22 protein-coding genes and 2 pseudogenes are annotated in these 23,018 nt (G+C 55.5%); 15 read left to right on the forward strand and 9 right to left on the reverse strand.

The features are described 5' to 3' along the window. Positions 1-52: 52 nt before the first annotated feature. The 3 genes and pseudogenes from ACA066_RS13485 to ACA066_RS13495 all read right to left on the reverse strand — a co-directional run bounded on the left by ACA066_RS13485 (position 53) and on the right by ACA066_RS13495 (position 3,273). The gene (locus ACA066_RS13485) at positions 53-703 is read right to left on the reverse strand and encodes a response regulator transcription factor (protein ID WP_497699627.1); all 651 of its coding nucleotides are present in this window, start codon (positions 701-703) and stop codon (positions 53-55) included. A gap of 299 nt (positions 704-1,002) precedes the next feature. Next, positions 1,003-2,311: pseudogene (locus tag ACA066_RS13490) on the reverse strand (OprD family outer membrane porin). 179 nt (positions 2,312-2,490) lie between these two features. Continuing rightward, a complete protein-coding gene (locus tag ACA066_RS13495; protein WP_497699628.1) occupies positions 2,491-3,273 on the reverse strand; it encodes a sulfite exporter TauE/SafE family protein in 783 nt (260 codons plus the stop codon). A 226-nt stretch (positions 3,274-3,499) separates the two neighbouring features. On the opposite strand from ACA066_RS13495, the gene ACA066_RS13500 reads away from it, so the two are divergent. Together ACA066_RS13500 and ACA066_RS13505 are read left to right on the forward strand one after the other, a co-directional pair. After that, on the forward strand, positions 3,500-3,892 hold the full coding sequence (locus tag ACA066_RS13500; protein ID WP_497699629.1) for a winged helix-turn-helix transcriptional regulator: 393 nt from the start codon (positions 3,500-3,502) through the stop codon (positions 3,890-3,892). Positions 3,893-4,018: 126 nt separating this feature from the next. Next, the gene (locus tag ACA066_RS13505) at positions 4,019-4,423 is read left to right on the forward strand and encodes a nuclear transport factor 2 family protein (protein WP_497699630.1); all 405 of its coding nucleotides are present in this window, start codon (positions 4,019-4,021) and stop codon (positions 4,421-4,423) included. Between the two features lie 49 nt (positions 4,424-4,472). Here the strand turns inward: ACA066_RS13505 and ACA066_RS13510 are convergent, their stop codons facing one another. Further along, the gene (locus ACA066_RS13510) at positions 4,473-5,369 is read right to left on the reverse strand and encodes an AraC family transcriptional regulator (protein ID WP_497699631.1); all 897 of its coding nucleotides are present in this window, start codon (positions 5,367-5,369) and stop codon (positions 4,473-4,475) included. A 111-nt stretch (positions 5,370-5,480) separates the two neighbouring features. Between ACA066_RS13510 and ACA066_RS13515 the strand changes: the two genes are divergently transcribed. The 3 genes from ACA066_RS13515 to ACA066_RS13525 all read left to right on the forward strand — a co-directional run bounded on the left by ACA066_RS13515 (position 5,481) and on the right by ACA066_RS13525 (position 6,826). Then, entirely contained in the window at positions 5,481-5,822 is a 342-nt protein-coding gene (locus ACA066_RS13515; protein WP_166620834.1) for a carboxymuconolactone decarboxylase family protein, read from the forward strand. Between the two features lie 174 nt (positions 5,823-5,996). After that, positions 5,997-6,572, forward strand: coding sequence for a reactive chlorine resistance membrane protein RclC (rclC, locus tag ACA066_RS13520; RefSeq protein ID WP_497699632.1), 576 nt, complete (start codon positions 5,997-5,999; stop codon positions 6,570-6,572). Then, a complete protein-coding gene (locus tag ACA066_RS13525; RefSeq protein ID WP_497699633.1) occupies positions 6,569-6,826 on the forward strand; it encodes a DUF2790 domain-containing protein in 258 nt (85 codons plus the stop codon). The genes rclC and ACA066_RS13525 overlap by 4 nt, the downstream gene beginning before the upstream one ends. A 77-nt stretch (positions 6,827-6,903) precedes the next feature. On the opposite strand, the gene ACA066_RS13530 is transcribed toward ACA066_RS13525, so the two are convergent. Continuing rightward, positions 6,904-8,406, reverse strand: a complete 1,503-nt coding sequence (locus tag ACA066_RS13530) for an aldehyde dehydrogenase family protein (RefSeq protein ID WP_497699634.1) — start codon at positions 8,404-8,406, stop codon at positions 6,904-6,906. A 436-nt stretch (positions 8,407-8,842) separates the two neighbouring features. On the opposite strand from ACA066_RS13530, the gene ACA066_RS13535 reads away from it, so the two are divergent. The 6 genes from ACA066_RS13535 to ACA066_RS13560 all read left to right on the forward strand — a co-directional run bounded on the left by ACA066_RS13535 (position 8,843) and on the right by ACA066_RS13560 (position 14,274). Continuing rightward, entirely contained in the window at positions 8,843-9,076 is a 234-nt protein-coding gene (locus ACA066_RS13535) for a hypothetical protein (protein WP_497699635.1), read from the forward strand. 45 nt (positions 9,077-9,121) lie between these two features. Beyond that, the gene (gene gorA, locus ACA066_RS13540; protein WP_497699636.1) at positions 9,122-10,483 is read left to right on the forward strand and encodes a glutathione-disulfide reductase; all 1,362 of its coding nucleotides are present in this window, start codon (positions 9,122-9,124) and stop codon (positions 10,481-10,483) included. Positions 10,484-10,526: 43 nt separating this feature from the next. Continuing rightward, complete coding sequence (locus ACA066_RS13545; protein ID WP_497699637.1) at positions 10,527-11,150, forward strand: ferric reductase-like transmembrane domain-containing protein; 624 nt, start codon at positions 10,527-10,529, stop codon at positions 11,148-11,150. Positions 11,151-11,452: 302 nt separating this feature from the next. Then, positions 11,453-12,076, forward strand: a complete 624-nt coding sequence (locus tag ACA066_RS13550) for a glutathione S-transferase family protein (protein ID WP_497699638.1) — start codon at positions 11,453-11,455, stop codon at positions 12,074-12,076. Between the two features lie 381 nt (positions 12,077-12,457). Continuing rightward, positions 12,458-13,432 (forward strand): alpha/beta fold hydrolase, encoded by a 975-nt coding sequence (locus ACA066_RS13555; RefSeq protein ID WP_497699639.1) that lies wholly within the window; start codon positions 12,458-12,460, stop codon positions 13,430-13,432. 101 nt (positions 13,433-13,533) lie between these two features. Continuing rightward, the gene (locus tag ACA066_RS13560) at positions 13,534-14,274 is read left to right on the forward strand and encodes a cysteine hydrolase family protein (protein WP_497699867.1); all 741 of its coding nucleotides are present in this window, start codon (positions 13,534-13,536) and stop codon (positions 14,272-14,274) included. A gap of 12 nt (positions 14,275-14,286) precedes the next feature. Here the strand turns inward: ACA066_RS13560 and ACA066_RS13565 are convergent, their stop codons facing one another. The 3 genes from ACA066_RS13565 to cynS form a co-directional block, all read right to left on the reverse strand. Beyond that, a complete protein-coding gene (locus tag ACA066_RS13565) occupies positions 14,287-17,202 on the reverse strand; it encodes a winged helix-turn-helix domain-containing protein (RefSeq protein ID WP_497699640.1) in 2,916 nt (971 codons plus the stop codon). 329 nt (positions 17,203-17,531) lie between these two features. Beyond that, positions 17,532-17,774, reverse strand: a complete 243-nt coding sequence (locus tag ACA066_RS13570) for a DUF2790 domain-containing protein (RefSeq protein ID WP_497699641.1) — start codon at positions 17,772-17,774, stop codon at positions 17,532-17,534. A 53-nt stretch (positions 17,775-17,827) separates the two neighbouring features. Then, the gene (gene cynS, locus ACA066_RS13575) at positions 17,828-18,295 is read right to left on the reverse strand and encodes a cyanase (protein WP_140678612.1); all 468 of its coding nucleotides are present in this window, start codon (positions 18,293-18,295) and stop codon (positions 17,828-17,830) included. Between the two features lie 145 nt (positions 18,296-18,440). Here cynS and cynR point away from each other — a divergent pair, with 145 nt between their 5' ends. The 4 genes from cynR (at position 18,441) to ACA066_RS13595 (ending at position 22,130) form a co-directional block, all read left to right on the forward strand. Further along, positions 18,441-19,325: a transcriptional regulator CynR gene (gene cynR, locus ACA066_RS13580; RefSeq protein WP_497699642.1), complete on the forward strand. Its 885-nt coding sequence runs from the start codon at positions 18,441-18,443 to the stop codon at positions 19,323-19,325. Between the two features lie 140 nt (positions 19,326-19,465). Then, complete coding sequence (locus ACA066_RS13585; RefSeq protein WP_497699643.1) at positions 19,466-20,095, forward strand: glutathione S-transferase family protein; 630 nt, start codon at positions 19,466-19,468, stop codon at positions 20,093-20,095. A 203-nt stretch (positions 20,096-20,298) separates the two neighbouring features. Then, positions 20,299-21,219 carry a LysR family transcriptional regulator gene (locus tag ACA066_RS13590; protein WP_497699644.1) on the forward strand — a complete coding sequence of 307 codons (921 nt, stop codon included), beginning with the start codon at positions 20,299-20,301 and terminating at the stop codon, positions 21,217-21,219. Then, positions 21,219-22,130, forward strand: coding sequence for a LysR family transcriptional regulator (locus tag ACA066_RS13595; RefSeq protein ID WP_497699645.1), 912 nt, complete (start codon positions 21,219-21,221; stop codon positions 22,128-22,130). Before ACA066_RS13590 ends, ACA066_RS13595 begins: the two co-directional genes overlap by 1 nt. Positions 22,131-22,171: 41 nt before the next feature. Here ACA066_RS13595 and ACA066_RS13600 read toward each other — a convergent pair. Further along, a pseudogene (locus ACA066_RS13600) lies at positions 22,172-22,935 on the reverse strand (alpha/beta fold hydrolase). Positions 22,936-23,018: the final 83 nt, after the last annotated feature.

Below are 23,018 nucleotides of genomic sequence, written 5' to 3' on the forward strand. Positions count from 1 at the left end.
ACTCCAAGAGCGTATTGCTTCTAAGTACACAGTACGTACGCATGAAATTGATTCAGTGCTTACCTCCTATCCCCAGCGATTCAGCCATTCGTACCAGATCAGCAAACGACTTCGCCTTCATTTTTTTCATCGCGTTACCACGGTGAATTTTGACAGTGACTTCACTGATACAGATCTCGCTGGCGATCTGTTTGTTCATCAGGCCCTTCACGGCATAGGCCATGACTTCGCGTTCCCGCGCAGTCAGTGACTGGTAACATGCATGCAATCCGGCATCCTCCTTGGCCAGTTCACGGCGCTTTGCATCTGTCCTGAGTGCAGCCGATACCGCGTCGAGGAGGTCCTGGTCGCGAAATGGTTTGACCAGGAAGTCTAGGGCGCCAGCCTTCATCGCTTTAACAGACATCGCGATGTCGCCATGCCCGGATATGAAGATGATGGGCAACTTATTCGCTGACTCAAGCAACTCGCGCTGGAAATCCAGGCCACTGGATCCTTGGAGGCGGACATCCAGCACCAGGCAGCACGGTGCTTGAGGGTCGGGGCGCCGAATGAATTCGGCCGCGGAGGCGAACGTCTCGACCCGCACATCCATCGAGCGGAAAAGACTGCTTAATGCGATGCGCACGGACTCATCATCATCAACAACGAAGACTATTGGTCCATTATCAAGAGGCGAATCAGAGAGAGATTCTTGACTCACATGTGCTCCTCCCAGGTAGGTAACGACAAGTGGAAAGCGGCGGTGTCTCCTAGCTCAGAAACCACCCATGGTCTAAGGCTCGAGCACAAGGCGGGAAGCCTTACTGTGGCATCTGTCATTGATTGCAAGTCATTGATGAGCAAATGGCTGATCGCCTGGCGCAATTGGATGTGGGCTCCCTACGACTTCGACGCCATCGCAATCATATCTAAGGTCTAGCACAATACTGTTGCGAGGGCGGCGCGAAGAGGCATACGGCTGGGGGAGGTTTCCTTGAAGATCGTGACCGCCGTGGGTATCTACAAAGAATGGCTGTAGTTGAAAATCAGGCGGGTTTGATCTTGGTTTGCAACCGCAGCGTTGTCACTACGATAGGTGCCATGGCGCAAGGTTGTCCCCAAGCCTTTCAACGGCCCAGCTTGGATGACGTAGTCGACCCTCATGTCACGCTCCCATTCCGAAAGATCGCCTCCACCGTTGATATCTTTGATGTTATCACCTTTGAGGTAGGCGACCGATGCTTTCAGCCCAGGCACATTCAGTTTTGAGAAGTCATAGGAGTACTGACCAAAATTGGTTTGCTCACCTGCCCGGGAAAAGTTGCCGACAATGGCATCGGTAAACAGATAGAACGCCGTACCGCCATTCCCCTCCGGTCGATTCCGGCCGTCTACGACGTTGCCCTGGTTGAGCCATACAAACCCTCCGTCGTCGCTGACACTTTCGTGGCCCAGCATGAACGCATGACCTCCAAGGCTGTAGGTGAACATGGCACTCCAGGTCTTGTTATCCACTTCTCCAGGTGTTTTGGCATAACCTCCGTTGTTATTGAAACGGTATCCGATCTCGCCGTTTTTTTCCGTCGGAGCTACTGTCGAAGTAGCGCAGATCGGTCTTGAATGACTGCTCATTGCCTAACGGAAGTAGGTGGACCAGGCCAAGGAAGTCCTGCTTGTAATAGTTCTCAAGTCTGGCGAAGTAGTACTGAAGCATCAGATCCTTGGTTACTTTCCAGTCACCGCCTGCGAAACGGAAGTCGTTTGAATCCTTCGTGCCGCCTGCAACTGCCAGTCCGGTAGAGTTACTTGTAGCTCTACCGGAGGACTGATCAATTTTGCCAGCGGTGAGCGTAAGGTCGTCGATTTCCTTGGACGTGATGATGCCGCCGCCGAAGTTTTGAATGACTAACCGCGAATCCGTGGCAACGAGTATCGGCAGGCTGGGCGTGAATACATTGCCTACGGCGACCTCGGTTTTTGAGAAGCGTGCTTTGACATTGGCACCTGCTCTGCTCCACGAATGGGAGGCGGAGCCGTCGGTATCGCTGGGGAAGAATGTGTTGGCATCAGGGTGATGGCCTTTACCCCCATCCAAATGAATGGCAACCAGCGATGACACGTCGAGGCCAAAGCCGATTGTGCCTTCAGTAAAGCCCGATACGAACCCGAACTTGAGCGCGGTTGCCGCTTCGCGCTGGTCGGCTCCGCCGTCGTGGTTGTCATTGGCGTAGTACATGGTGCGTGAACTGACAGTTGTCTGACTGTCCTCGAAGAACCCATGCGCCTTGGTGTCTGCGGCAGGGGCCCCGAATGAGACGCTCGCGAGCATGATCGCGGCGGGCAAAGTTTTTCTTTTCATAAAAGCACCTGAGTCGTCGGCGCTGATTGAAAACTGATCCGCTCTGCCGTTATGAACATGACACGGGACGGATGACTTTTTTTGCAATTGTGGAAAGCGTAGCAGTTCAAACGATAAGGCAGTGCCGAGCATGCTCACAAGCAGACGAATCACGTCAAAAAGTCTATTCCCACCAACACCAGCATCAGGGCGAATAGCAGTTTCAGGATCCTGGGTGACAGTCTATGTGCTAGCTTCGCTCCGAACGGGGCGAAGACCATACTGGTCAGTGCAATGCCGATCACTGCCGGCAAGTAGACAAAACCGAGGCTGTGTTCTGGCAGCAATGGATCACGCCATCCAAGAATCATGAAACTGATCGTGCCCACCACTGCTGTTGGGAAGCCGCAAGCGGAGGAGGTCGCCACCGCCTGCTGCATGGTCAGGCTGCGCCAGGTCAGGAACGGCACAGTCATGGAACCACCGCCAATGCCAAAAATCGCAGACGCCCAGCCGATCACCATGCCGGCCAGAGTCAGGGCAGGTTTGCCAGGCAAGCCACGGGTGACTTTGGGTTTGAAGTCCAGAGCCATCTTGATCGACACCACAATGGCAAAAACGCCAATGATTTTTTGCAAATGCGGACCGGCGATGAAGCTGGCGGTGACTGATCCCAACCCGGCACCGATCAGAATGCCGACCGTCATCCATCCGAATACCTTCCAATACACCGCCCCCGCACGATGATGGGCTCTGACAGACAGGATGGTTGTAAAGATGATGGTTGCCAGCGAAGTGCCAACCGCCAGATGAGTCAGCACCGAACCGTCGAAGCCCTGTAGGGTGAAGCTGAACACGAGGACCGGGACGATTATGAGGCCGCCGCCGACCCCAAACAGACCAGCCAGCACTCCAGCGCATGCACCAAGAGCCAGATAGAGCAGAAATTCCACGGCAGTCTCCAAAAATCACGGCGTGTTGTTGAGGCGGCTATTCGCTTTGACAACGTGCGATATCAAGTGAATATGGGCAGTCGACACGGTAATCGCGTCGACGGGCCATCTTCCCCGTTGGCATGAAAGTCAGGAATTACCAGCTTTTACAATCCAGCATTTCAGCTGCTGCAATGGTCGGGACGTTGGCGAAGTTGATCGAAGGTTTTGATGTGGAGATGACGGTATGACACAAGCGCCATTCGGGTGCGGCCTCGAAGCCGTGCTCAATCTCGTCGGCGGAAAATGGAAGCTGCTCATCCTGTTCCACCTGAGTGGGAAACCGCGTCGCTTCAGCGAATTGCGGCGACTTGTGGGTGAGGTCAGCGAGAAGGTGTTGAGCCAGCAATTGAAGGAGATGATGCGCGATGGGCTGGTGCGTCGCATCGATTTCCAGTCGGTGCCACCGCACGTCGAATACGAGCTGGAGGCGTTCGGGATTGATATGGGACGCACACTGCAACCCGTCTGCGAATGGGGCACCCAGAACATGGACGTCATCGCTTCGATCACCCGAATGCGTAATAAAAACTCCGCAAAGCAAAACGCAATCCTCAACGAGCGCACGCAGGTCAGGTGAAGCGTTCCTGATTGAGTGACTGCGCGTTGGACCTTTGTCGGGTACTTACCAAGTGGTGCGTACTAGGAAACCCATTTTCGTTACTCGACAATGCAACCCTTCATAACGACCAGAGATTTACTGACGATGAACGGGCAAGCCAATTTCGAGTTCGCACAGGACTTTTTGCAGAAACTGGGTAGCGGCGACACTCAGGCGCTCGCACTCCTGTTTGCTGAAAATGCCAATTGGGAAATTGCGGGTGACGTCGGGGCGCTGCCTTGGCTCGGCAAGCAGCAAGGCAAGGAAGCAATCGTCAATTTCGTGAGAGACACCGCGACGCTGCTGACGAGCGAGAGCCTGGTGGTCCAGGATATTTTGGCGAACGAACATCGCGCGATGATCCTAGGAGCGCTCGTATCACGGGTCAACGCCACCGGCAAGCTCATTGAAACGTCGTTTGTTCTGGTGTTGGAAATCAGCAACGGGCTGATCAACAGTTTCAAGATGCTCGAGGATACGTTCGCCGTGTCGCAGGCCGCTCGAGGCTGATACACCCTCTCGACCGTTTTGTTTTCCGGCAGATGGAGCTGCCGTAGAACTAAATCCCGCGACGCAGTTTCCCCGGCGCCTCCCCGTAAAACTCCTTGAATTTCTTGCTGAAGGCCGACTGCGACTGGTACCCGACCTGTACGGCAATATCGCTCAACCCCAGATGGGAGTGGCTCAGCAGGTTGAACGCCATTTCCATGCGGACCTGAGTCAACAGCACCCAGGGTGATGCGTCAGCCACACGTGCAAATGCGCGCAGAAAAGTTGCGCGGGACATGCTCGCCATTTCCGCCAGCCCTTCAACGGTCCACTCGAATGCAGGGTCGGCCAGCATCGCCTGCCAGGCGCGTCCGAGGCGTTTATCGCTGAGCAAGGCCAATGAGCCGGTGGTCTGGCCATCGCTTGCCAGGTGCGCTCGCAGAATTAAGGTGAACAGCGCCTGGGATAGCGCGTCGAGCATGAATCTGGAGCAGACCTGGTCGCCATCCGCTTCGCCACGCAGCATCTCCACCAGCGCAGGCAGCTGCCCACTGGTGGTGGGCGGGATGACCAGATACTCGGGCAGCGCGGCGAATAGTAGTGACGTGCGATTGAAGTGAAACCCGCCACAGAGCATGTCGAAATCGCGACTGACCCCGCCAATACGATGCATCGGCACGACACCACCTTCGCTAACGTTCGGCACGGTCGGCGCTACGGTTTTGCCTGGGCTGTGCATGACATGCGGCGCGCCTCGTGGAAGCAGCAAAATGTCCCCGGCCTTCATGGGAACACGCTGGCCATCGGGAAAATCTACCCGGCACTCTCCGGCCAGCACGATGTGATAGGGCGCCTTGCCCAAGGCTTCCTGCTCATGCTCGCGTGCCCAATCCCCCTCGAACTGGCAGCGCAAATCCAGGCTGCCGCGTACGTTGGCCAAGCTGATGAGTTTATCGATTGAATTCATTTTGAGTCTTTCGCAAAAAAAGCTGAGCCGATTGAACAAACCTGAATCGCGCCACTGGAGAAAACTGAGTGTGTCGAAACAGTACACTCAACCTGTTCAGGAATTAACGCTATGTTCAATAACTGGTCCGAATTATTGCCCACTATCCAGAAAGCCTTCGGCGCACTGGGCAAGAGCAACCCTAAGATGGTCAAAGCCTACATGGCACTCGGTGAAGCCGCTGCCGAAAACGATGTGCTGGATGTCAAGACACGCGAGTTGATCTCGATCGCCGTCGCTGTCACCACTCGTTGCGATGGTTGTATCGCCGCACATACGAACGCAGCGATCAAGGCAGGCGCGAGCCGCGAAGAGGTGGCGGCGACCCTGGCCACGGCTATCTCGATGAACGCGGGCGCTGCGTACATCTATTCGCTACGCACGCTCGAAGCGTTTGATACGCTGAAAAACTAGTCTGACATCGCCTCCACCGCAGCCTCGGCACTACAAAGTGCCGAGGCTTTTTTACGTCATTGAAACGTGAAGGTCACGTTGAGACGATCAAGCAACAACTTGAGCATGACGAACAAAAGCACCGGTCTCAAAACCAGCAGACTAGCTCCACATTCAATGTTCTGGAGAAGTCCCATGCTCACCTCATTTACAACCTGGTTACGGTTCCTCAGCAAAGTGGATACCTCTGGCGCTTCGCTCATGCGACTGGCAATCGGCATCGTTTTCCTGTGGATCGGCGCACTCAAATTCGTCCCCTACGAGGCCGATAGCATCACACCGTTTGTCGCCAACAGCCCCTTCATGTCGTTCTTCTACGAACACCCGCAAGAGTACAAGGCTCACCTGACACATGAAGGTGAACTGAACGTCGAGAAGCGCGCCTGGCAGACAGGCAACAACACCTACGGGTTCTCGACCGGGCTGGGCATTGTCGAACTCCTGATTGGCTTGTTGGTGCTGTCCAACCCGATCTCACGACGCACCGGCTTACTCGGTGGTGCGTTGGCCTTCGGTACGCCGCTGGTGACTTTGAGCTTTCTGATCACTACGCCCGAAGCCTGGGTGGGTGCTCTGGGCGACGCTCAACACGGTTTTCCCTACCTGTCCGGTGGCGGTCGCCTGGTGCTCAAAGACGTATTGATGCTGGCCGGCTCTCTTACCGTGATGGCCGACTCCGCTCGTAAGCTGCTGCGGGAAAGTCGCGTATGAATCGCTTATCGGAAAACTTTTTGAAACCGGTGATTGCTCTGACGTTTGCCATTGTTTCCAGCAGCATCTTGGCAGCACCGGCTGAGGAAGTTGCACGGACTGGGGTGCCCCTTGATATCGCCAAAACCATCAGCATTACCGATGTAAGTAATGCCTGCGGAATCGTCCCCGTGGTACTGACGTATGACGATTCGCAGGGCCAGCGTCACACCGTAACGTATCAAGTCTGGGGAACGGCGTGCAGCGGCGGCTAAGCGTCCCTGGCAGCACGCGATAGGCCCCCGTGTCCTTCCAGCGACCTCATAGTCGGATGGTCGCTGGAAGGAGGGACTTAGCGTTTGACGCCCAGATCGATCTGGGTCATGCGGCTGCGAATAGTGAACACACCATCGCCCGAGAGAATCGCGCTACGCGCAAACAGGCGCCCGCTCTCCCAGTTCGACAGGCCCAGTTCCGGCTTGTTGAGGGCGTACTGGCCATCGACCCAACGGGTAATGCCGTTGCCGACAAAAGGCGCGTTGACCGCGTTGTAGAAGCGCTCATGCGCCGCGCCATCTTCACTGATCAGCGACACGGTGAACTGCGGGCTGTAGCGGTTGAACAAGGCGATGGCGCTGTCCAGGTCGTCGACGATCTTCAGGCTGACTTCCGGGGTTTCTTCCCACTCCCACTCGCTACCCAACTGATCTTCAGGCAGCGGTTCGGCCAATGCCTCGGTCTGGTAGCCCTCAGCGCGGTACACCTCGACGGTCGCGTTCTGCCAGTCAGCGGGCAGGAATGCCTCACTGCCTTCGATGATGTGCAGTTTGCAGCCTTGGCCCCGGGGCTTACCGGCCTGTTGAAGGGCATCGAGAAACAGCGACACCAGTTCGGTGGCGCGGTCGCGGTGGATCAGGCACACGTTCAAGGTGTTGCAGACCTTGCGGTCCAGGGAGTTGCGCACCACAGCGGCAAAGCGCGTGGCATCGGCGTCGGCATTGGCGATCAGCCAGGCGCCACCGGTGCCGTGCAGGCTGACGGCGGTGCCGGCCTGCTGCGCGATGCTGCCCAACTGACTGACGGCACGTCCCGAACCACGGGCCACGGCTAGGGACAGACGTCGGTCGGCGAACATCGCCCAACCGGCGGCGTGATTGACGCTTTCCACCAGCGACACTGCGCCGGCCGGCAACCCGGCGTCGACCAATGCCGGATTCAACGCGTGGGTGACGATGGCTTGCGCCGTGCCCAAGGCATCGCTGCCAATGCGCAACACGGCGGTGTTGCCGGTGCGCAACACACCGGCGGCATCGGCGAAGACATTCGGCCGGCCTTCGAAGACGAAAGCGACGATGCCCAACGGCGAGACCACCTGCTCGACTTTCCAGCCGTCATGCTCGACGCAACTGACCACTTTGCCGCGGGTGGCCGGTGCATCACGCCAGGCGCGCAGACCGGCAATCATGTCGCGACGCATGCGCTCATCGGCCAACAGTCGCGTGGTAGAGCGCCCACGCGCCTTGGCTCGCTCGATGTCGGCCAGATTCGCCGCCTCGATCAAGGCCCAGCAATCGGGGGTTTCCAGACGTTGGGCAAACAGATCGAAGAACCCGCTGATCGCCTGATCCGAGACCGCCGACAGGGCGCTGAACGCCGCTTCGGCGCGCTCGATCGCCACGGCAGCCGCTTGCTGATCCGCCACCGGGATCAACAACAACTCGCCGCTGACCTGTTCCACCAGCAGGTGGTCTCCGGGCTGGAAGCGTGCCGCCAGTTCGGGGCTGACCACAGAGACACGATTACCCGCGAAAGGGATTGGCGTGCCAGCGACTAGGCGTTCGAGCGCAAGAGACATGAAGCGGTTTCACCATGGTGTGGACGGCCGGGAAGGGGACCGATCGGGTTTATCCGTAGCTCGGCAGAGAGCTGATTTTTTCCAAGGACACTGTTGGCTATGTGCCCAGAAGATTTTCCATTTTAACTTCATGCATCTCAAAGGACACCAGGTGCATTTCAGTACATTGCGATGCCTCCGCTTAACCAACGGTGCACTCGAACCAGGAGGCGTTTCGGAGACTTGGAATTTTGAGACTATCAATGACCTCGCATAAGACGCTGACGCCAAGCCTGATCAGTATGTTCAGAACAACGCCTCGATGGATTATTTCACTCAGCACAATTAAGTCATGACATCCCTGCTGGTTCTCTAATTGCCCATACATGGTGAGACTGAACGCAGAAGCAATTGACCCATTTCGGGTTAATGCAGTGTCCATCCAGGGAGTCCCCACATGATTGATGTCGCTCATTCCTACGACGGTAACCCTTGGATGGATACTCCAGCCATGGCCCTTACCGAATACGAAGGCGGCTTTTTGCTGCCCCAATTGATGGGAGCGCTGGCTAGCGAATCTAGAGCGGCTCATGTCACGCACAGATCCAGCACGCATCAGAACCATGCATCGGTCCTGAAACTATGCGCCCCGATTTTGCGTGCATTGAAGCTTCGTTTTTCTCCCCTATAACGACATTCGGCGCCCATGTGTTGTGCGACCTTGCAGAGAATTGAGATGACCTACGACTTTGATTTATTTGTGATTGGTGCAGGTTCCGGCGGTGTCCGTGCAGCGCGTTTTGCCGCAGGGTTCGACGCGAAAGTGGCAGTTGCCGAGAGTCGCTACCTCGGTGGTACATGCGTTAATGTCGGCTGTGTGCCGAAGAAACTCCTGGTCTACGGATCGCATTTTGCCGACGACTTCGAACAGGCCGAGGGCTTTGGCTGGACGGCCGGCAAGGCTCAATTCGACTGGGAAAAATTGATCTCCAACAAGAACCGTGAGATCGAACGACTCAATGGTATTTATCGCAAACTGCTGATCAACAGCGGCGTAACGTTACTCGAGGGTCATGCACGACTGACCGACGCGCATCATGTGGAAATCAATGGACAGCGTTTCAGCGCCGAACGCATTTTGATTGCAACAGGCGGCTGGCCACAAATTCCGGATATTCCAGGTCGCGAGCATGCCATCACATCGAATGAAGCATTCTTTCTGGAGCAACTGCCCAAGCGAGTCCTGGTGGTGGGCGGCGGTTACATCGCCGTCGAATTCGCCGGGATCTTCAATGGCCTGGGTGCCGACACCAGCCTGCTGTATCGCGGTGATCTGTTCCTGCGCGGGTTCGATAAATCGGTTCGTACGCACCTTGTGCAAGAGCTGACTAAACGCGGTCTGCAATTACAGTTCAACACCGATATTGTGCAGATCGACAAACAGGCGGACGGTAGCCTACTGGCGACACTCAACGACGGCCGTCAACTGGAAACTGACAGCATCTTCTACGCCACTGGCCGCCGGCCAATGCTCGACAATCTGGGCCTGGAAAATACCCGAGTCGAACTCAATGACAAGGGTTACATCGACGTCAACGACAACTTCGAAACCCGCGAGCCATCGATTCTGGCGTTGGGTGATGTGATCGGCCGAGTGCAACTGACCCCAGTCGCCACGGCGGAAGGCATGGCGGTCGCTCGTCGATTGTTCAAACCTGAAGAATACCGTCCAGTAGATTACCGCCACATTCCCACTGCTGTGTTCAGCCAGCCCAACATCGGAACCGTTGGACTGACGGAGGAGCAGGCGCTGGAGAATGGCCACAACGTGACCGTTTTCGAAAGCCGATTCAAGCCGATGAAACTGACCCTCACGGATTCGTCTGAGCAGACGTTGATGAAGCTGGTGGTGGATGCTGTTACTGATCGGGTCTTGGGCGCGCACATGGTGGGGCCCGACGCCGGAGACATCATCCAGGGGCTGGCCATCGCGTTGAAAGCGGGTGCGACTAAGCGCCTGTTCGATGAAACCATCGGTGTGCACCCGACCTCGGCAGAAGAGTTTGTGACCCTGCGTACACCTGTATCTGGCCGATGACAGCAGACGGGCAATCCAAATACTTTTTTTCAAGAGTGTTGTTATGAAAGTCCAATTACCTCGTTACGAAGGCTGGTCGCTGCTCGGTCTGCTGTGTTTGCTGATATTGGTGATAACGGCGTTGATACTGGCGCTGAATCCAGATTTAGTTGAAGGTCTGCGTAGTGCAATCCGCGCCACCGCGCGCACCTCGTTTGCTCTGTTTCTTGTGGCTTTTACCGCCTCTGCGTTCGCTGTTTTGGTACCGTCCCCGTTTTCCAAAGCGCTTGTGCGCGAGCGTCGTTTCATGGGTCTGGCATTCGCGTTCTCTCATCTGCTGCACGCGGTATTGATCTACAAGTACGGTCAGCTGAACACCGAGTTCTGGCCCGGTCGAAGCACTATCACCAACATCCCTGGCACGCTTGCCTATTTGTTTATCCTGTTGATGACAATTACGTCCTTCAAGACCACCACACGTCTGATGGGTCGCAAGACCTGGAAGGCCTTGCACCTCACCGGCATGTGGGTGCTAGCAACAGTTTTTGCTTATTCCAACTTCAAACGCATCCCCCTGAGCGCTTGGTATGTATTGCCGTTTAGCATCATGTTTTCGGCAATTGCCATTCGGGTTGTGGGTAAGCTCGCACAGAAGAACAAACGGAATCAGCCACGCGCTTTTGCTTGAAATTCGATTTGGGATGAGCGGAGCAGGGGAGAGCGTATGTCGATAAATAGGGTCGGGAACACTCCGTTCACTCGTCATTGGATTGGTCTACATTGAATGGGCTTGCCTAGGTGTACGTCACCACCAACATCGGTTACAGCACCGTCAAATTGACGTTGACCTCCCTCGCGGCCGCCTGCCGCCGTTGCTCCCGTATACCGACAAGCTCGTTTTGATGTGTTGCAGACTCGATTCCTCTGGCATCGCAACACTGCTTACAAGCCAGGGGCTCGATAACGTCCATCTATGTTGGAGCACGCGTCATGAGCCTTACTCTCTACGGTTTTGACGGCAGTCCATACGTTCGTACGGTGAAAATGCTGCTGAAGGAAAAAGGAGCGGAATTCAATCAGTTACAGGTAAACGTGATGAAAGGTGAACCGCATCAGCCGGAACACCTCGCACGGAATGCGTTCGGGAAAGTGCCGGTCATCGATCACGACGATTTCAGGGTGATTGAAACCAGTGCGATCATGAGCTACCTGGATGAAGTCCTGCCTGGCATTTCACTGACGCCCCAAACTGCTCGGGACCGCGCCAGGAGCCACATGGCCCAGGCGATCTATGATTCCTATGGTTATGGTTCGATGGCCTCCGTCTTCGGTTATTACCTGTTCCCCGACTTCATTGGCGGGCAGAACGACGCCTCTCGCCTTCAAGGCATCGAGAAATCGAAACTGGTGCTCAGCGAGTTGATGAAGATCAAAGGTAACGATCCGTTTCTGGGTGGGCCCGCATTGAGCATCGGCGACCTGTACCTGGCACCGGCATGTGCTTATTTATCGATGACGCCGGACGCAGAGGAAATATTTGCCACCAAAGGCTTCGCTGACTGGTGGACACGAATTCAGGAACTGCCCAGCTTCAAGGCCACACCACCGCAATAGTTTGTAGGGTGATCCAAGAAATTTTGCCCTGCGCAACGACGGAACGTCACCCTTCGGTAAGCTTGGATCTGACATTCAAAATCCCTCTTTGACGTTTTTACACATCCTCGATTGAGGTTGTGTAAAAACGTTTTTATGCGACTGGAGTCCCGTTTATTTTTCGTGTCGCACATCCATCTGCCGGAATAACCTTCGGCAGTGTCCTCAGTCCAACCATACCCATTTTGGTGCGTGGACCCAGTTTGGTGCTTTGCATTTCATAACACCGTTTAACATCTCTTTACTCGTTGCCACGTCTGCGGACGCTCATAGTTTTCCCTTCTCCCGCTCATAACATGATCAGGTGTCACTGATCTCGTTGCCAGCCCACGGAGTTGAAAAATGGCAGACCAATCTCCGCTTTCCCCTGATGAGGCGACGCGCCGTAGCCTAGTGCTAATCGGCCTAGGCGCAGCCATTACCACCGTTTTGCCAAAGTCCGCTCAAGCACAAACGGCTGAGCCGGCAAAATCGCACAACGTCACATCCAACACGATCACTACCAGCGACGGTGTGATTCTTTACTACAAGGATTGGGGCCCAAAAACCGGGCCGGTAGTAACCCTCAGTCACGGCTGGCCTCTCGACTCCGACAGTTGGGATGGGCAGGCGTTTTTTCTGGCAAATCAGGGATTCCGGGTGATTGCTCATGATCGCCGGGGACATGGTCGCTCCAGCCAGCCGTGGGACGGAAATGACATGGATCACTATGCCGACGACTTGGCCACGGTGATCAATACCCTGGATCTGAAAAACGCCACAATCATGGGTTTCTCCACTGGCGGCGGCGAAGTGGCTCGTTATGTGGGAAGGCACGGCACATCGCGGGTGGCGAAAATTTGTCTGATATCTGCCGTACCCCCGCTGATGTTGAAAACTGCTGCGAATCCAGGCGGTTTACCTATTGATGTATTTGATGGCATTCGTGCCGGGATGATCGCCGACCGCTCGCAGTTGTTCAGGGACATTCCAGCGGGCCCATTCTATGGTTTCAACCGGCCAGGGGCCAAAACCTCCCAGGGGATGATCGATTCCTGGTGGCGTCAGGGAATGGTGGGCGGGTTTAAAAACACCTTCGATTCCATAAAGGCTTTTTCAGAAACTGACTTCACCCAAGATCTAAAAAAATTCGATAAACCGACCCTGATCGTCCATGGCGACGATGACCAGATCGTGCCGATCGATGCCGCCGGCCGAGCCTCGAAAAAGCTTGTTCCTAATGCAACCCTGATGGTCTATCCAGGTGCGCCCCACGGATTGACGGAAACCCATAGAGAACAACTCAACAAGGATCTATTGGCATTTCTACGCAGTTGAGGGTCATAACTGACTGGAGAGAAATCATGTCTGAGAAATTCTACCCCATCGGTAGGCGCTCATTTGTAATGGGTGCTGTTGCAACCTTGGCAGCAAGCGCAATGCCTGCATTCGGCGCCGAAAAAGCTGCACCCGCAGGACTTGAGAAATACGCCGCTCCGAAAAATCCAGCGCTACCGAAATCGACTATGAAGCTGGATCTATCCCGGGCAGCTCTGGTGGTGATCGATCCGCAAATCGATTTCATGAGTTCCAAGGGCCTTGCGTGGCCAATGACGGGGGAATCAGTGACGGAGCAGAATCTCGTCCCGAACCTATTGAGCTTGTTCAAGGCCGCCAAAGCGGCAGGTATCACCGTCGCCATTTCACCGCATTACTACTGGGCCACTGATCACAACTGGAAGATCCAGGCTCCCGTGGAAGTCATGCAGCACTCAATGAAACTGTTTGATCGCAAGAGTGCCATCGATCTGGAGGGGTTTGCCAACTCGGGAAGCGACTTCATGCCGGAGTTCAAACCCTATATTGAGGACGGGAAAACCTTCGTTTGCTCACCTCACAAGCTGTACGGCCCACAGGTCAACGACTTGACTCTCCAGTTGCGCAAGCAGCTCGTCGACCAAGTCATTTTGACGGGGATGCTGGCCAATCTATGTGTTGAATCACACATGCGCGAGCTGCTCGAACAGGGGTTCGAAGTGGCGGTGGTGCGTGATGCAGTGGCCGGACCAAAACTCCCCGAAGGTGATGGTTATCTGGCAGCGATAATCAACTACCGGTTCATGGCGAACGCCGTATGGACTACCGAAGAAGTACTCGGAATGATGGGTGGCAAGGTTTGATTGGGCCGTCTGTCACGGGGCTGAGTACGGCCTCGTGGCAGGATGACCTCTTGAGGTGAGTGTCAATGCGCTTTGCTTGTTCAATGAGTTCAGCAATTGTTTTGCAGCACGCAGATCAGCAGAATCAAAGCCCTCGGAAAATCGGCTGTAGACGCTCTGAAGTCGCTGGCCTGCCTTGGCGTCCCGGCCTTGCAAAAGATGCAGGCGGGTAAGAGAGATAGCGGTGCGCAGTTCCCACGCCAAGGCCGATAGGCGCTCGGCGCAGGCCAGTGAGCGATTCAAGTATTGCTCCGCCAAGGCCATGTCTGGGCTCGGTCGATACGCATACAAGTCTGCGGTCACCCGCAAAATTTCTGGGGTGTCAAATGTTTCTCCGACGTTCTCGACCATTTCCAGTGCGCCACTGGCGATCTCGATCGCATTGTCATATTGGCCTTTGGCCGCAACACCCTTTGCAAGGCATCTCACAAACATGGTAGTGAGAACCTGATGGTTCTCAATGCTCAGCACGTTTAAGCAGTCATGTAAGAGGTGTATGCCGGCATCCACTCTATCTTGGCCGATCAGCAGAATGCCTTTTAAACCTATACCCGCGGCATGATCGTGCCCGAAGGCATTCTCTTCGGCCGTCGAGATCAGTTTATCAATAGTCTGTGCGGCATTGTTCCAATCACCCATCCATAAAAAAACTGTTGCCACATAAATGAGCGAAAGGCAGGTGATCGCGGGATGGCGCAAGTTGTAGGCATCACCCAAAGCTTGCCGTCCAATTCGGGCAGCTTGATCCGGGTATCCGCGTAACCATAAAACTCTAGCCAAAGACGCCAGTGCTCGAATGCGATAGTCATAACCGAAGGAGAACTCGTACTCGTTCACAAGCGGCGGCTTTAGGTCCGAATTCGCTTTGCATGTTCGGAATGAGAACCCCGGCACACAGGCAGGATTGCCACTGTCTTCCAGCGTCCACTGCATCATGGCGATAATTTTAGGTTCAGTAATTCGCGTACTGAAATTTAGATTCTGCCACTGGATATCATGAGGTCTACGTATCCCCTCAGATCTAGGCAGAACAAAATGCTTCGATTGACGAAGTAGGATGTCGTCTATATTTGCGACGGATTCAATTCCCTTGTGATGGTTGACCGGCAAGGTATGTGGGGTGCCTGACGTCATAATCGGAGGGATTGAACATGGCCAATGCTGCACTATGAGCGGTGGCGCTCCACTGGCTACTTCGACTCTTGCTGCAAGGGCCCGCTCACTCCACCGCCGACACTCATCGAGCATCGATAAACCGAGGAATAGTGGTGCGGCTGCCGCGGCGAGACGGATGCCGAGGAGCAGGTTACGATGATTGGAAAACGCCCATTCCAATGCTGAGCAAATGTTCCCCAACTGTTCAATGTACAGTTGAATTCGCTCGTATTCAGGAAGCGTCTCAACTGGCACGTTCAGTCGTTCCAGCATTGCTAACAGGTAAATGGCATGATGTTCGATCGTCAAATCTACTTCACCACTGGTTCGTAGCTTTTCCAGTGCATACGCCCGCATTGTATGAGGCAGCTTGTAACGCATCGTCCGACCAACACGCTCAACCAGAATCAAAGATTTTGTGACCAAGCGTCCAATCGCGTCGATGATCAATGACTCATCGATTTCCGACTTGACGATTGCCGTGACCATTTCCAGGGAAAAAGCACCGCTCAGAACCGACAATCGTCGTAACACCACAGCTTCGGTTTCAGATAGCAGGTCACAACTCCAATCGAACATAGCCATTAGCGATTGATGGCGTGGCAGCGCTGTCCGCTTGCCGTCCCAAAACAGGCTGACACGATTATTCAGTAACTCGGCAACGCCCTGGATCCCATAGGCCTCGACTTGGCCAGCTGCCAGTTCTATCGCTAAAGGCATGCCATCGAGTTTGCGACAAATATGAGCAACCATCGGCGCGTCGTTATCGCTCAGGATGAATTCGTTGTCATTGTTATGAACTCTCTCGACAAGTAATCGCACCGCCGAAAACGTTAACGCGTCAGTTGCCGTCAACCCACACATCTCCGGCGGACAGCTCAAGGGACACAATCGATGGACATGCTCACCTTCAGCCCGCAATGGCTCGCGACTGGTCACCAGAATATGTACGTGTGCGGTTTCTCCATACAGCTTTTCTGCAAGGTAAGTGGCGGCAACGATGATGTGGTCACAGCTATCCAGTACCAGCAACAATCGCTGTTCTTGTGAGAAAGCCATTAGCTCCTGAAGGGGGTCCATCCCCCGATATTGGATGCCTAAAGCAGACGCCAGAATGCCTGGCAACAAAGCAGGATCGGCAATGGAACTCATATCCTGGAAAAGAACCAGGCCTCCAAAATGCGTTGCCAAATGATGAGTTACTGCCAACGCAAGCGTCGTTTTTCCCATACCGCCATGGCCGCAGATCGTCACGAAACGGTGGAGTTTGATCAGCTGCGCTATGGCGGGCACTGCTTCATCGCGGCCTACCATTCGTAGCAGGCGCGGCGGCAGCGCGCCGATCGAGGTCGTAGGCGACACCTGGGCAATGTCAGAATCACAATCACGGGTAACGGAGGCCACGAAGCTATAGCCGCGACCAGGAACGTTGGCGATATAGCTCACGTCTGTTTCGGTACAGGCCAAAGCTTTGCGTAATGCGGAAATATGCACACGCAAGCAGCTCTCATCCACAATCACGTCCTGCCAGACCATTCTGATCAGATCTCGGTTGCAGACCACTTCACCCGCATGTTCGACCAGTGCAATCAGGACGTCTAGGGCGCGGCTACCGAGTTCAATCGGTTTTCCGTTTTTCAATAACTGTCGTTGGGCAGGGAGCAGATGAAATTGGCCGAAGGTGATCGACTGGGGACATTGAGTGTACGAAGAGTCGCTCGCTGACCCGTTCATGATTCGCAAGCTCGTGCGACCTGGCACATTGGTTTTCGATAAAGCGACCGCATAAGCGAGTCGATAGCTGATGCCATATTCATGGACGTCACTGACTATAGATGAACTGACCTTGGCAGCTCACTCTGTAGCGTCCGTGACTCCAGTTCTAAGCCTGCCGGTTTGTTATCTCCCTATACAAAATTTTGCTCATCTTGCAGTGTAGGCGCCATGTGGATGTTGGGTAATGAAATTTGTAACCCGCAGCCCTATCCGGGCGGTGTGCGCCAATTACAGGGTCAAACTACCGGGAAGGTTAAAACCATGCTGGGTGTTGTAGCGTTGTGGTTTCAGCCCGTGCTGCAACCACCTCCTTCGACCATGTACGTGGCGATATGCCGCTCACCTTTGGAGTCTTCATACACCATCTCGGCTTGCACAATCCCGCAGGCCTGGCTGGTGTCGGAGATGCTGATGGTTTTTGCCACATCGAACGGAACGCCGGTGCGCTCAGTCTGTACGTCATTAGCGGCGAACGCGCTGCCAGCAGCTACAGTCAGGATCAAAGCAAAATAAGTGTTCATGGTTTTCATGGTCTTTTCTCTAGAGTTTGTGGTGATGGCCCGCACTGCGGGCCGGTATCCGCTTAGAAAGGGCGCAGCGGTAAGAATTTGCCATCGAGGGTGATCACTGCACGGTGACCGCCTTCTGGATCTTCGACTTTCTTCATGTTCAGCTTGAAGTTGATCGCGCTGATGATGCCGTCGCCGAACTGCTCGTGAACCAGGGCTTTCAAGGTGGTGCCGTAGATCTGGATCATTTCGTAGAAGCGGTAGATGGTCGGATCCGTTGGAACACCCGACAGGCTGCCGCGCAGTGGGATGATTTGCAGACCGGCGACCGAGTCGGCGTCCAGGTCCAGTTTTTCGCCGATCACTTTGGCAGCGGCTTCAGGCAGTGGGTGCTGGCCGAGCAGGGCGGCAGTGACATAAGCCAGACCGAGGCCGGTGCCTTGAGCCACGTCTTCGAAGGACAGGTTTTTGCGCGCCTTGGCGTCGAGGATTTTCGCGGTCAGCTCGAGGCTGGTGTCGTTGTAAGCGTGGGACTGTTGCATGGTGTTTCTCCTATCGGGTTTGCTTGGTGGCGGTTGCCAGGTTTGTGTTGCTTGGGTGTGAAGCAATCTTCTGCGGGTTGCTCGATAGCGTCCAAGACCGATATACAATGCAACGCATAAGCGGGGCCTATAGAGGGAACATCCCATGCTGCTACGACACTTGCGCTATTTGTTGGCTGTCGCCGATAACTCCGGCTTCACCCGCGCCGCCGAGGCGCTGCATGTTTCCCAGCCGACCTTGTCGCAACAGATCCGACAGTTGGAAGAGACCCTCGGCGTTGTGCTGTTCGACCGGACTTCGCGCACGGTAAAACCTACCGATGCGGGGCAGGCTTACATCGAATGTGCGCGTCGCGTATTGGTTGAGTTGGAAGCTGGCAAGCGCGCATTGCACGATGTGAAGGATCTGTCCCGCGGCACCCTGCGCCTGGCCATGACACCGACGTTCATGGCGTACCTGGTAGGACCGTTGATGCGCGACTACATGGCGCTCTATCCAAATATCCATCTGGAGATCTTTGAACTCTCCATGGCCGATATCGAAACCGGCCTGGCGGATGACTCACTGGATATCGCCATTGCGTTTGATGAGGTGAGAAACCCGGACATCGAAACGATCCCGGCTTTTATTGAAACCCTGGGGCTGGTGGTGGGGCGGGATCATCCGTTATACGACTGTAGGAAACCGTTGACCGCCGAGCAGGTCGCTCAACTGGACTTTGCGTTGCTGACTCCCGACTTCGCCACCCGCATCTGTATTAACGAGTACTTCGCCAAGACGCAGATCACACCCAAGGTGGTGATCGAGGTCAATTCGGTCAACACTTTGCTGGAAGTCATGCGGCACACGGCGGTCGCCACTATTCTTCCGGAACCCATTGCTACCCAGGACCGAGCCCTGCGCAGGATCGCGCTGCTGGACAAGGGGCCACGGCGCGGAGCCGCCCTGTTACGGCGTAAGAACAATTATCACAGCGCGGCGTCAGTCGCCTTTATGGACCTGATGTTGGGCGTGTCGGTGGGTCAGTAGGTTCGGCAAAAAAATGATCATTACACGCAATGAAATGCTGGATTGTAATTGCTGGTCATTCCGCTGTTTACGAGAAGAGGGGAAGATAACTCCATCGACGCGATCACCGGGTCGAACTCAAACAACAATCGGAGTACGTCATGTCCCAGCAAGCGATCAAACTTTATCGTCACCCTTTGTCTGGCCACTCTCATCGGGTCGAACTGATGCTGTCCCTGCTGGGACTGCCAACCGAACTGGTATTCGTGGACCTGATGAAGGGCGCGCACAAAGCGCCTGACTTCCTGACTCTCAACCGCTTTGGCCAAGTGCCGGTGATCGATGACAACGGCACCGTCCTGGCAGACTCCAACGCCATCGTGGTTTATCTCGCCGCCAAATATGGCAAGGGCCAATGGCTGCCGACCGATCCGGTAGAGCAAGCCAAGGTTCAACGCTGGTTGTCGGTGGCCGCCGGTCAAATCAGTTCGGGCCCTGCCACCGCGCGATTGATCACCGTGTTTGGTGCCGGTTATGACGCAGAAGAAACGATCAAACGTTCTCATGCCCTGCTCAAGGTCATGGAGGAGGAGCTGGGTCAGAGCAAATTCCTGGCCGGCGACAAGCCGACCGTCGCCGATGTTGCTGCCTACACTTACGTCTCCCACGCACCGGAAGGTAACGTGGCGCTGACTGACTACCCGAATGTCCGTGCCTGGTTGAGCAGCATCGAAGGGTTGCCGAACTTCGTTGGTATGCAACGTACTGCTGTTGGCTTGCAAGAGGCTTGACTCGATTCTGAAGGAGCTTACCGGGAGAATAATTCCGGCCAGCTCCTTTTCCTTGTTTCGCACTTCTCCCAGGACGCTTTACGTACATGCAGCCAGCCCGACGGCGCGTGCGAAAGTCGCTGTAGCCGACGATACTGGCAAACAGGTCTTCCCGCGCAAGCGGCCAGATACCTCGCTGTCCTCTCATCAAGACAGGGGCGCCTATGGATCGTTTTCAAGAAATGCAGATATTCATGGCAGTAGCCGAGGAAGAAGGCTTTGCCGCCGCCGCCCGGCTGTTGAATATCTCTCCCCCCAGCGTGACCCGTGCCATCGCCGCGATGGAAGAGCGAATCGGCACACAGCTCCTTTCTCGAACCACTCGCAGCCTGCATCTCACCGAAGCGGGTCAACGCTATCTCGAGGATTGTCGGCGTATCCTCAGTGATATCGACGAGGCGGAGGAAGCGGCTGCTGGTAGTTACTCGATACCGTGCGGGCATTTGACCGTGACCGCGTCGGTGCTGTTTGGCGAGTTGTACATCGCGCCGCTGCTGGCCGACTACGTAGATCAATATCCCTCGGTGCATCTCAATGCCTTGCTGGTTGACCGTGTGGTGAACATGGCCGACGAGGGTATCGATGTGGCCATCCGCATTGGTCATTTGCACGAGACCAATCAGCACGCCATAAAAGTCGGCGAAGTACGCCAGGTGATCTGCGGTACCCCCGATTATTTCGAACGCTACGGCAGGCCGCGTCATCCCGGTGAACTCAGTACCGCCAACATCGTCATGTCCTCGGCCAGCCATTTGCTGAGCGACTGGCAATTCGTCAACGACGGCAACGCACTGAGCTTTCGATTCGAACCGCGATTGGTGGTCACCGCCAATCAGGCCGCGATCAATATCGCCAGCCTGGGCTGGGGCGTCACGCGGGTGTTGTCCTATCAGGTGGCCAACCAGGTGGCGGCTGGCGAACTGGAATTGGTGCTGGAGGACTTCGAACCGCCTGCGCTGCCCATTCAAGTGGTCTACCTCAAGAGCACCCGAATACCGGCAAAGGTACGTACCTTCGTGGATTTTCTCGCGGATCGACTTGGCAAGGATTCGGCGCTCAAGGCTGTGGTGAAGGGTTCCAACTGATGGATCGCTACCATGAAATGCTGATGTTCGAAGCGTTATCGGAGCGTCCCAGTCTGGCTGCTGCGGCCCGTCGTCTGGATGTGTCCGGACCTACGGTCGTTCGCGCCATTGCACGGCTGGAGGAACGTCTTGGCGTGCCTCTGTTACTTCGAAGCACCCGCGGGGTGTCGCTGACTGAGGCCGGCACCGGCTTCATGGCCGATTGTTCACGCATTCTCAGGGCCATCGAAGACGCAGAGGCTTCGGCCAAGGGCTTGCACGTTCAGGCCCAAGGCAATCTCACGGTGTTGATGCCTTTGCTGTTCAGCCGTTATGTCATGACCTCGATTCTGACGGACTACATGAGTCTGTATCCTGAGGTAAAAGTCTTTGCGCAATACCATGATCGTTTTCCGAACATGAATGAAGAGGGCATCGATGTGGCGGTGCTGGTCGGCAATCTACCCAGTTCGTCATTGATCGCACGACAGGTGGGCTATGTACGCTCGATGGTATGCAGCAGCCCTGCTTATCTGGCTACTCACGGTGAGCCCGGCGTACCTGAGGATCTGCAAAATCATCGACTGGTCGCCACCCATGCTTATCGAGACAGGGTCCAGTGGGACTTTCACCACGACGGTGAGGTGAATCATTTAAAAGCCCGGACACGGATCAGTTGCGCGACGGTACAGGCGGCCATCGATGCAGCTGCTCACGGCGCCGGCATTACCCGTTGTCTGAGCTATCCGTTGTACGAGTATTTGAACACTGGGCGATTGCGGCGTGTGTTGCAGCCCTATGAGTTACCGGCGCTACCGGTGCACGTGGTGTACCGCGAAGGGCGCAAGGCCTCGATGCGGGTGCGCAGTTTTGTTGACCACATCGTCGACCGCCTGCGCGAGCATCCGGCCATGCAGCCGGATGCTCTTTGAATGCTTGCAGCGCACGCAACAGCGGAGGTCGCTGCTAGTCATTACTTAGCAGTGGCAGCTGTTTCAATCAGGCTGGCAACGACTTTCGGATTGGACACCATCACCACATGGGACGCGCCTTTGACTACGACAGTCTTCTTGGCGTGTGCCCGCTCAGCAATTAATACCTGGGCTTGCGCAGGGATGTTCTTGTCTTTGTCGCCGTAAACGAAATACGACGGAACGGTTTTCCAGGCTGGCTCGCTCGAGGCTTCATTGAGCGCCGCTACCGTCACGGGACGTTGGGTCGCTGCCATCAATTTTGCGTCAGCATTCGACACATCTGCGGCGAACTGATCGTGGAACTAGTCCTGCTGGATGAACAGATCCTTTCCACCATCGGCCAACTCAACCGGTGGAGCCAGGGTTGGCCCCAAGGTATTACCCGGGAAACGACCCGCCAGGTCGGCGGTGGATTCACTGGCTTCAGGCGCGATAGCCGCGACGTAAACCAACGCCTTGACGTTGGCATTGCCGTAGGCGGCTTCGCTGATCACCGGGCCACCGTAGGAGTGACCAACCAGTACCACTGGGGTTTTGATGCTTTTCAGTACATCAGCCACCGATTGCGCATCGCCTTTGAGGCTGCGCAGCGGGTTGGAAGCCGCGATCACCTTTCCAGAATCTTGACCACGCCGTTCCAGCTGCTGGAGTCGGCGAAGGCGCCGTGCACCAGCACAACCGTTGGTTTAACGGGTGCCGTCAGCGCAGCAGTGGTGCTGACCATGGCTGCGGCAAGGCCCAAACCTGCGAATAACTTGTTCATCGGGTGTTCCTGTACGGGGTGGGAGGAGTGAAGCGACAGGGCCATTTGAACCGGATGCTGTGTCTCGTATGTGTCTTACTTGC

This window comes from Pseudomonas sp. LBUM1651 (assembly GCF_059716135.1).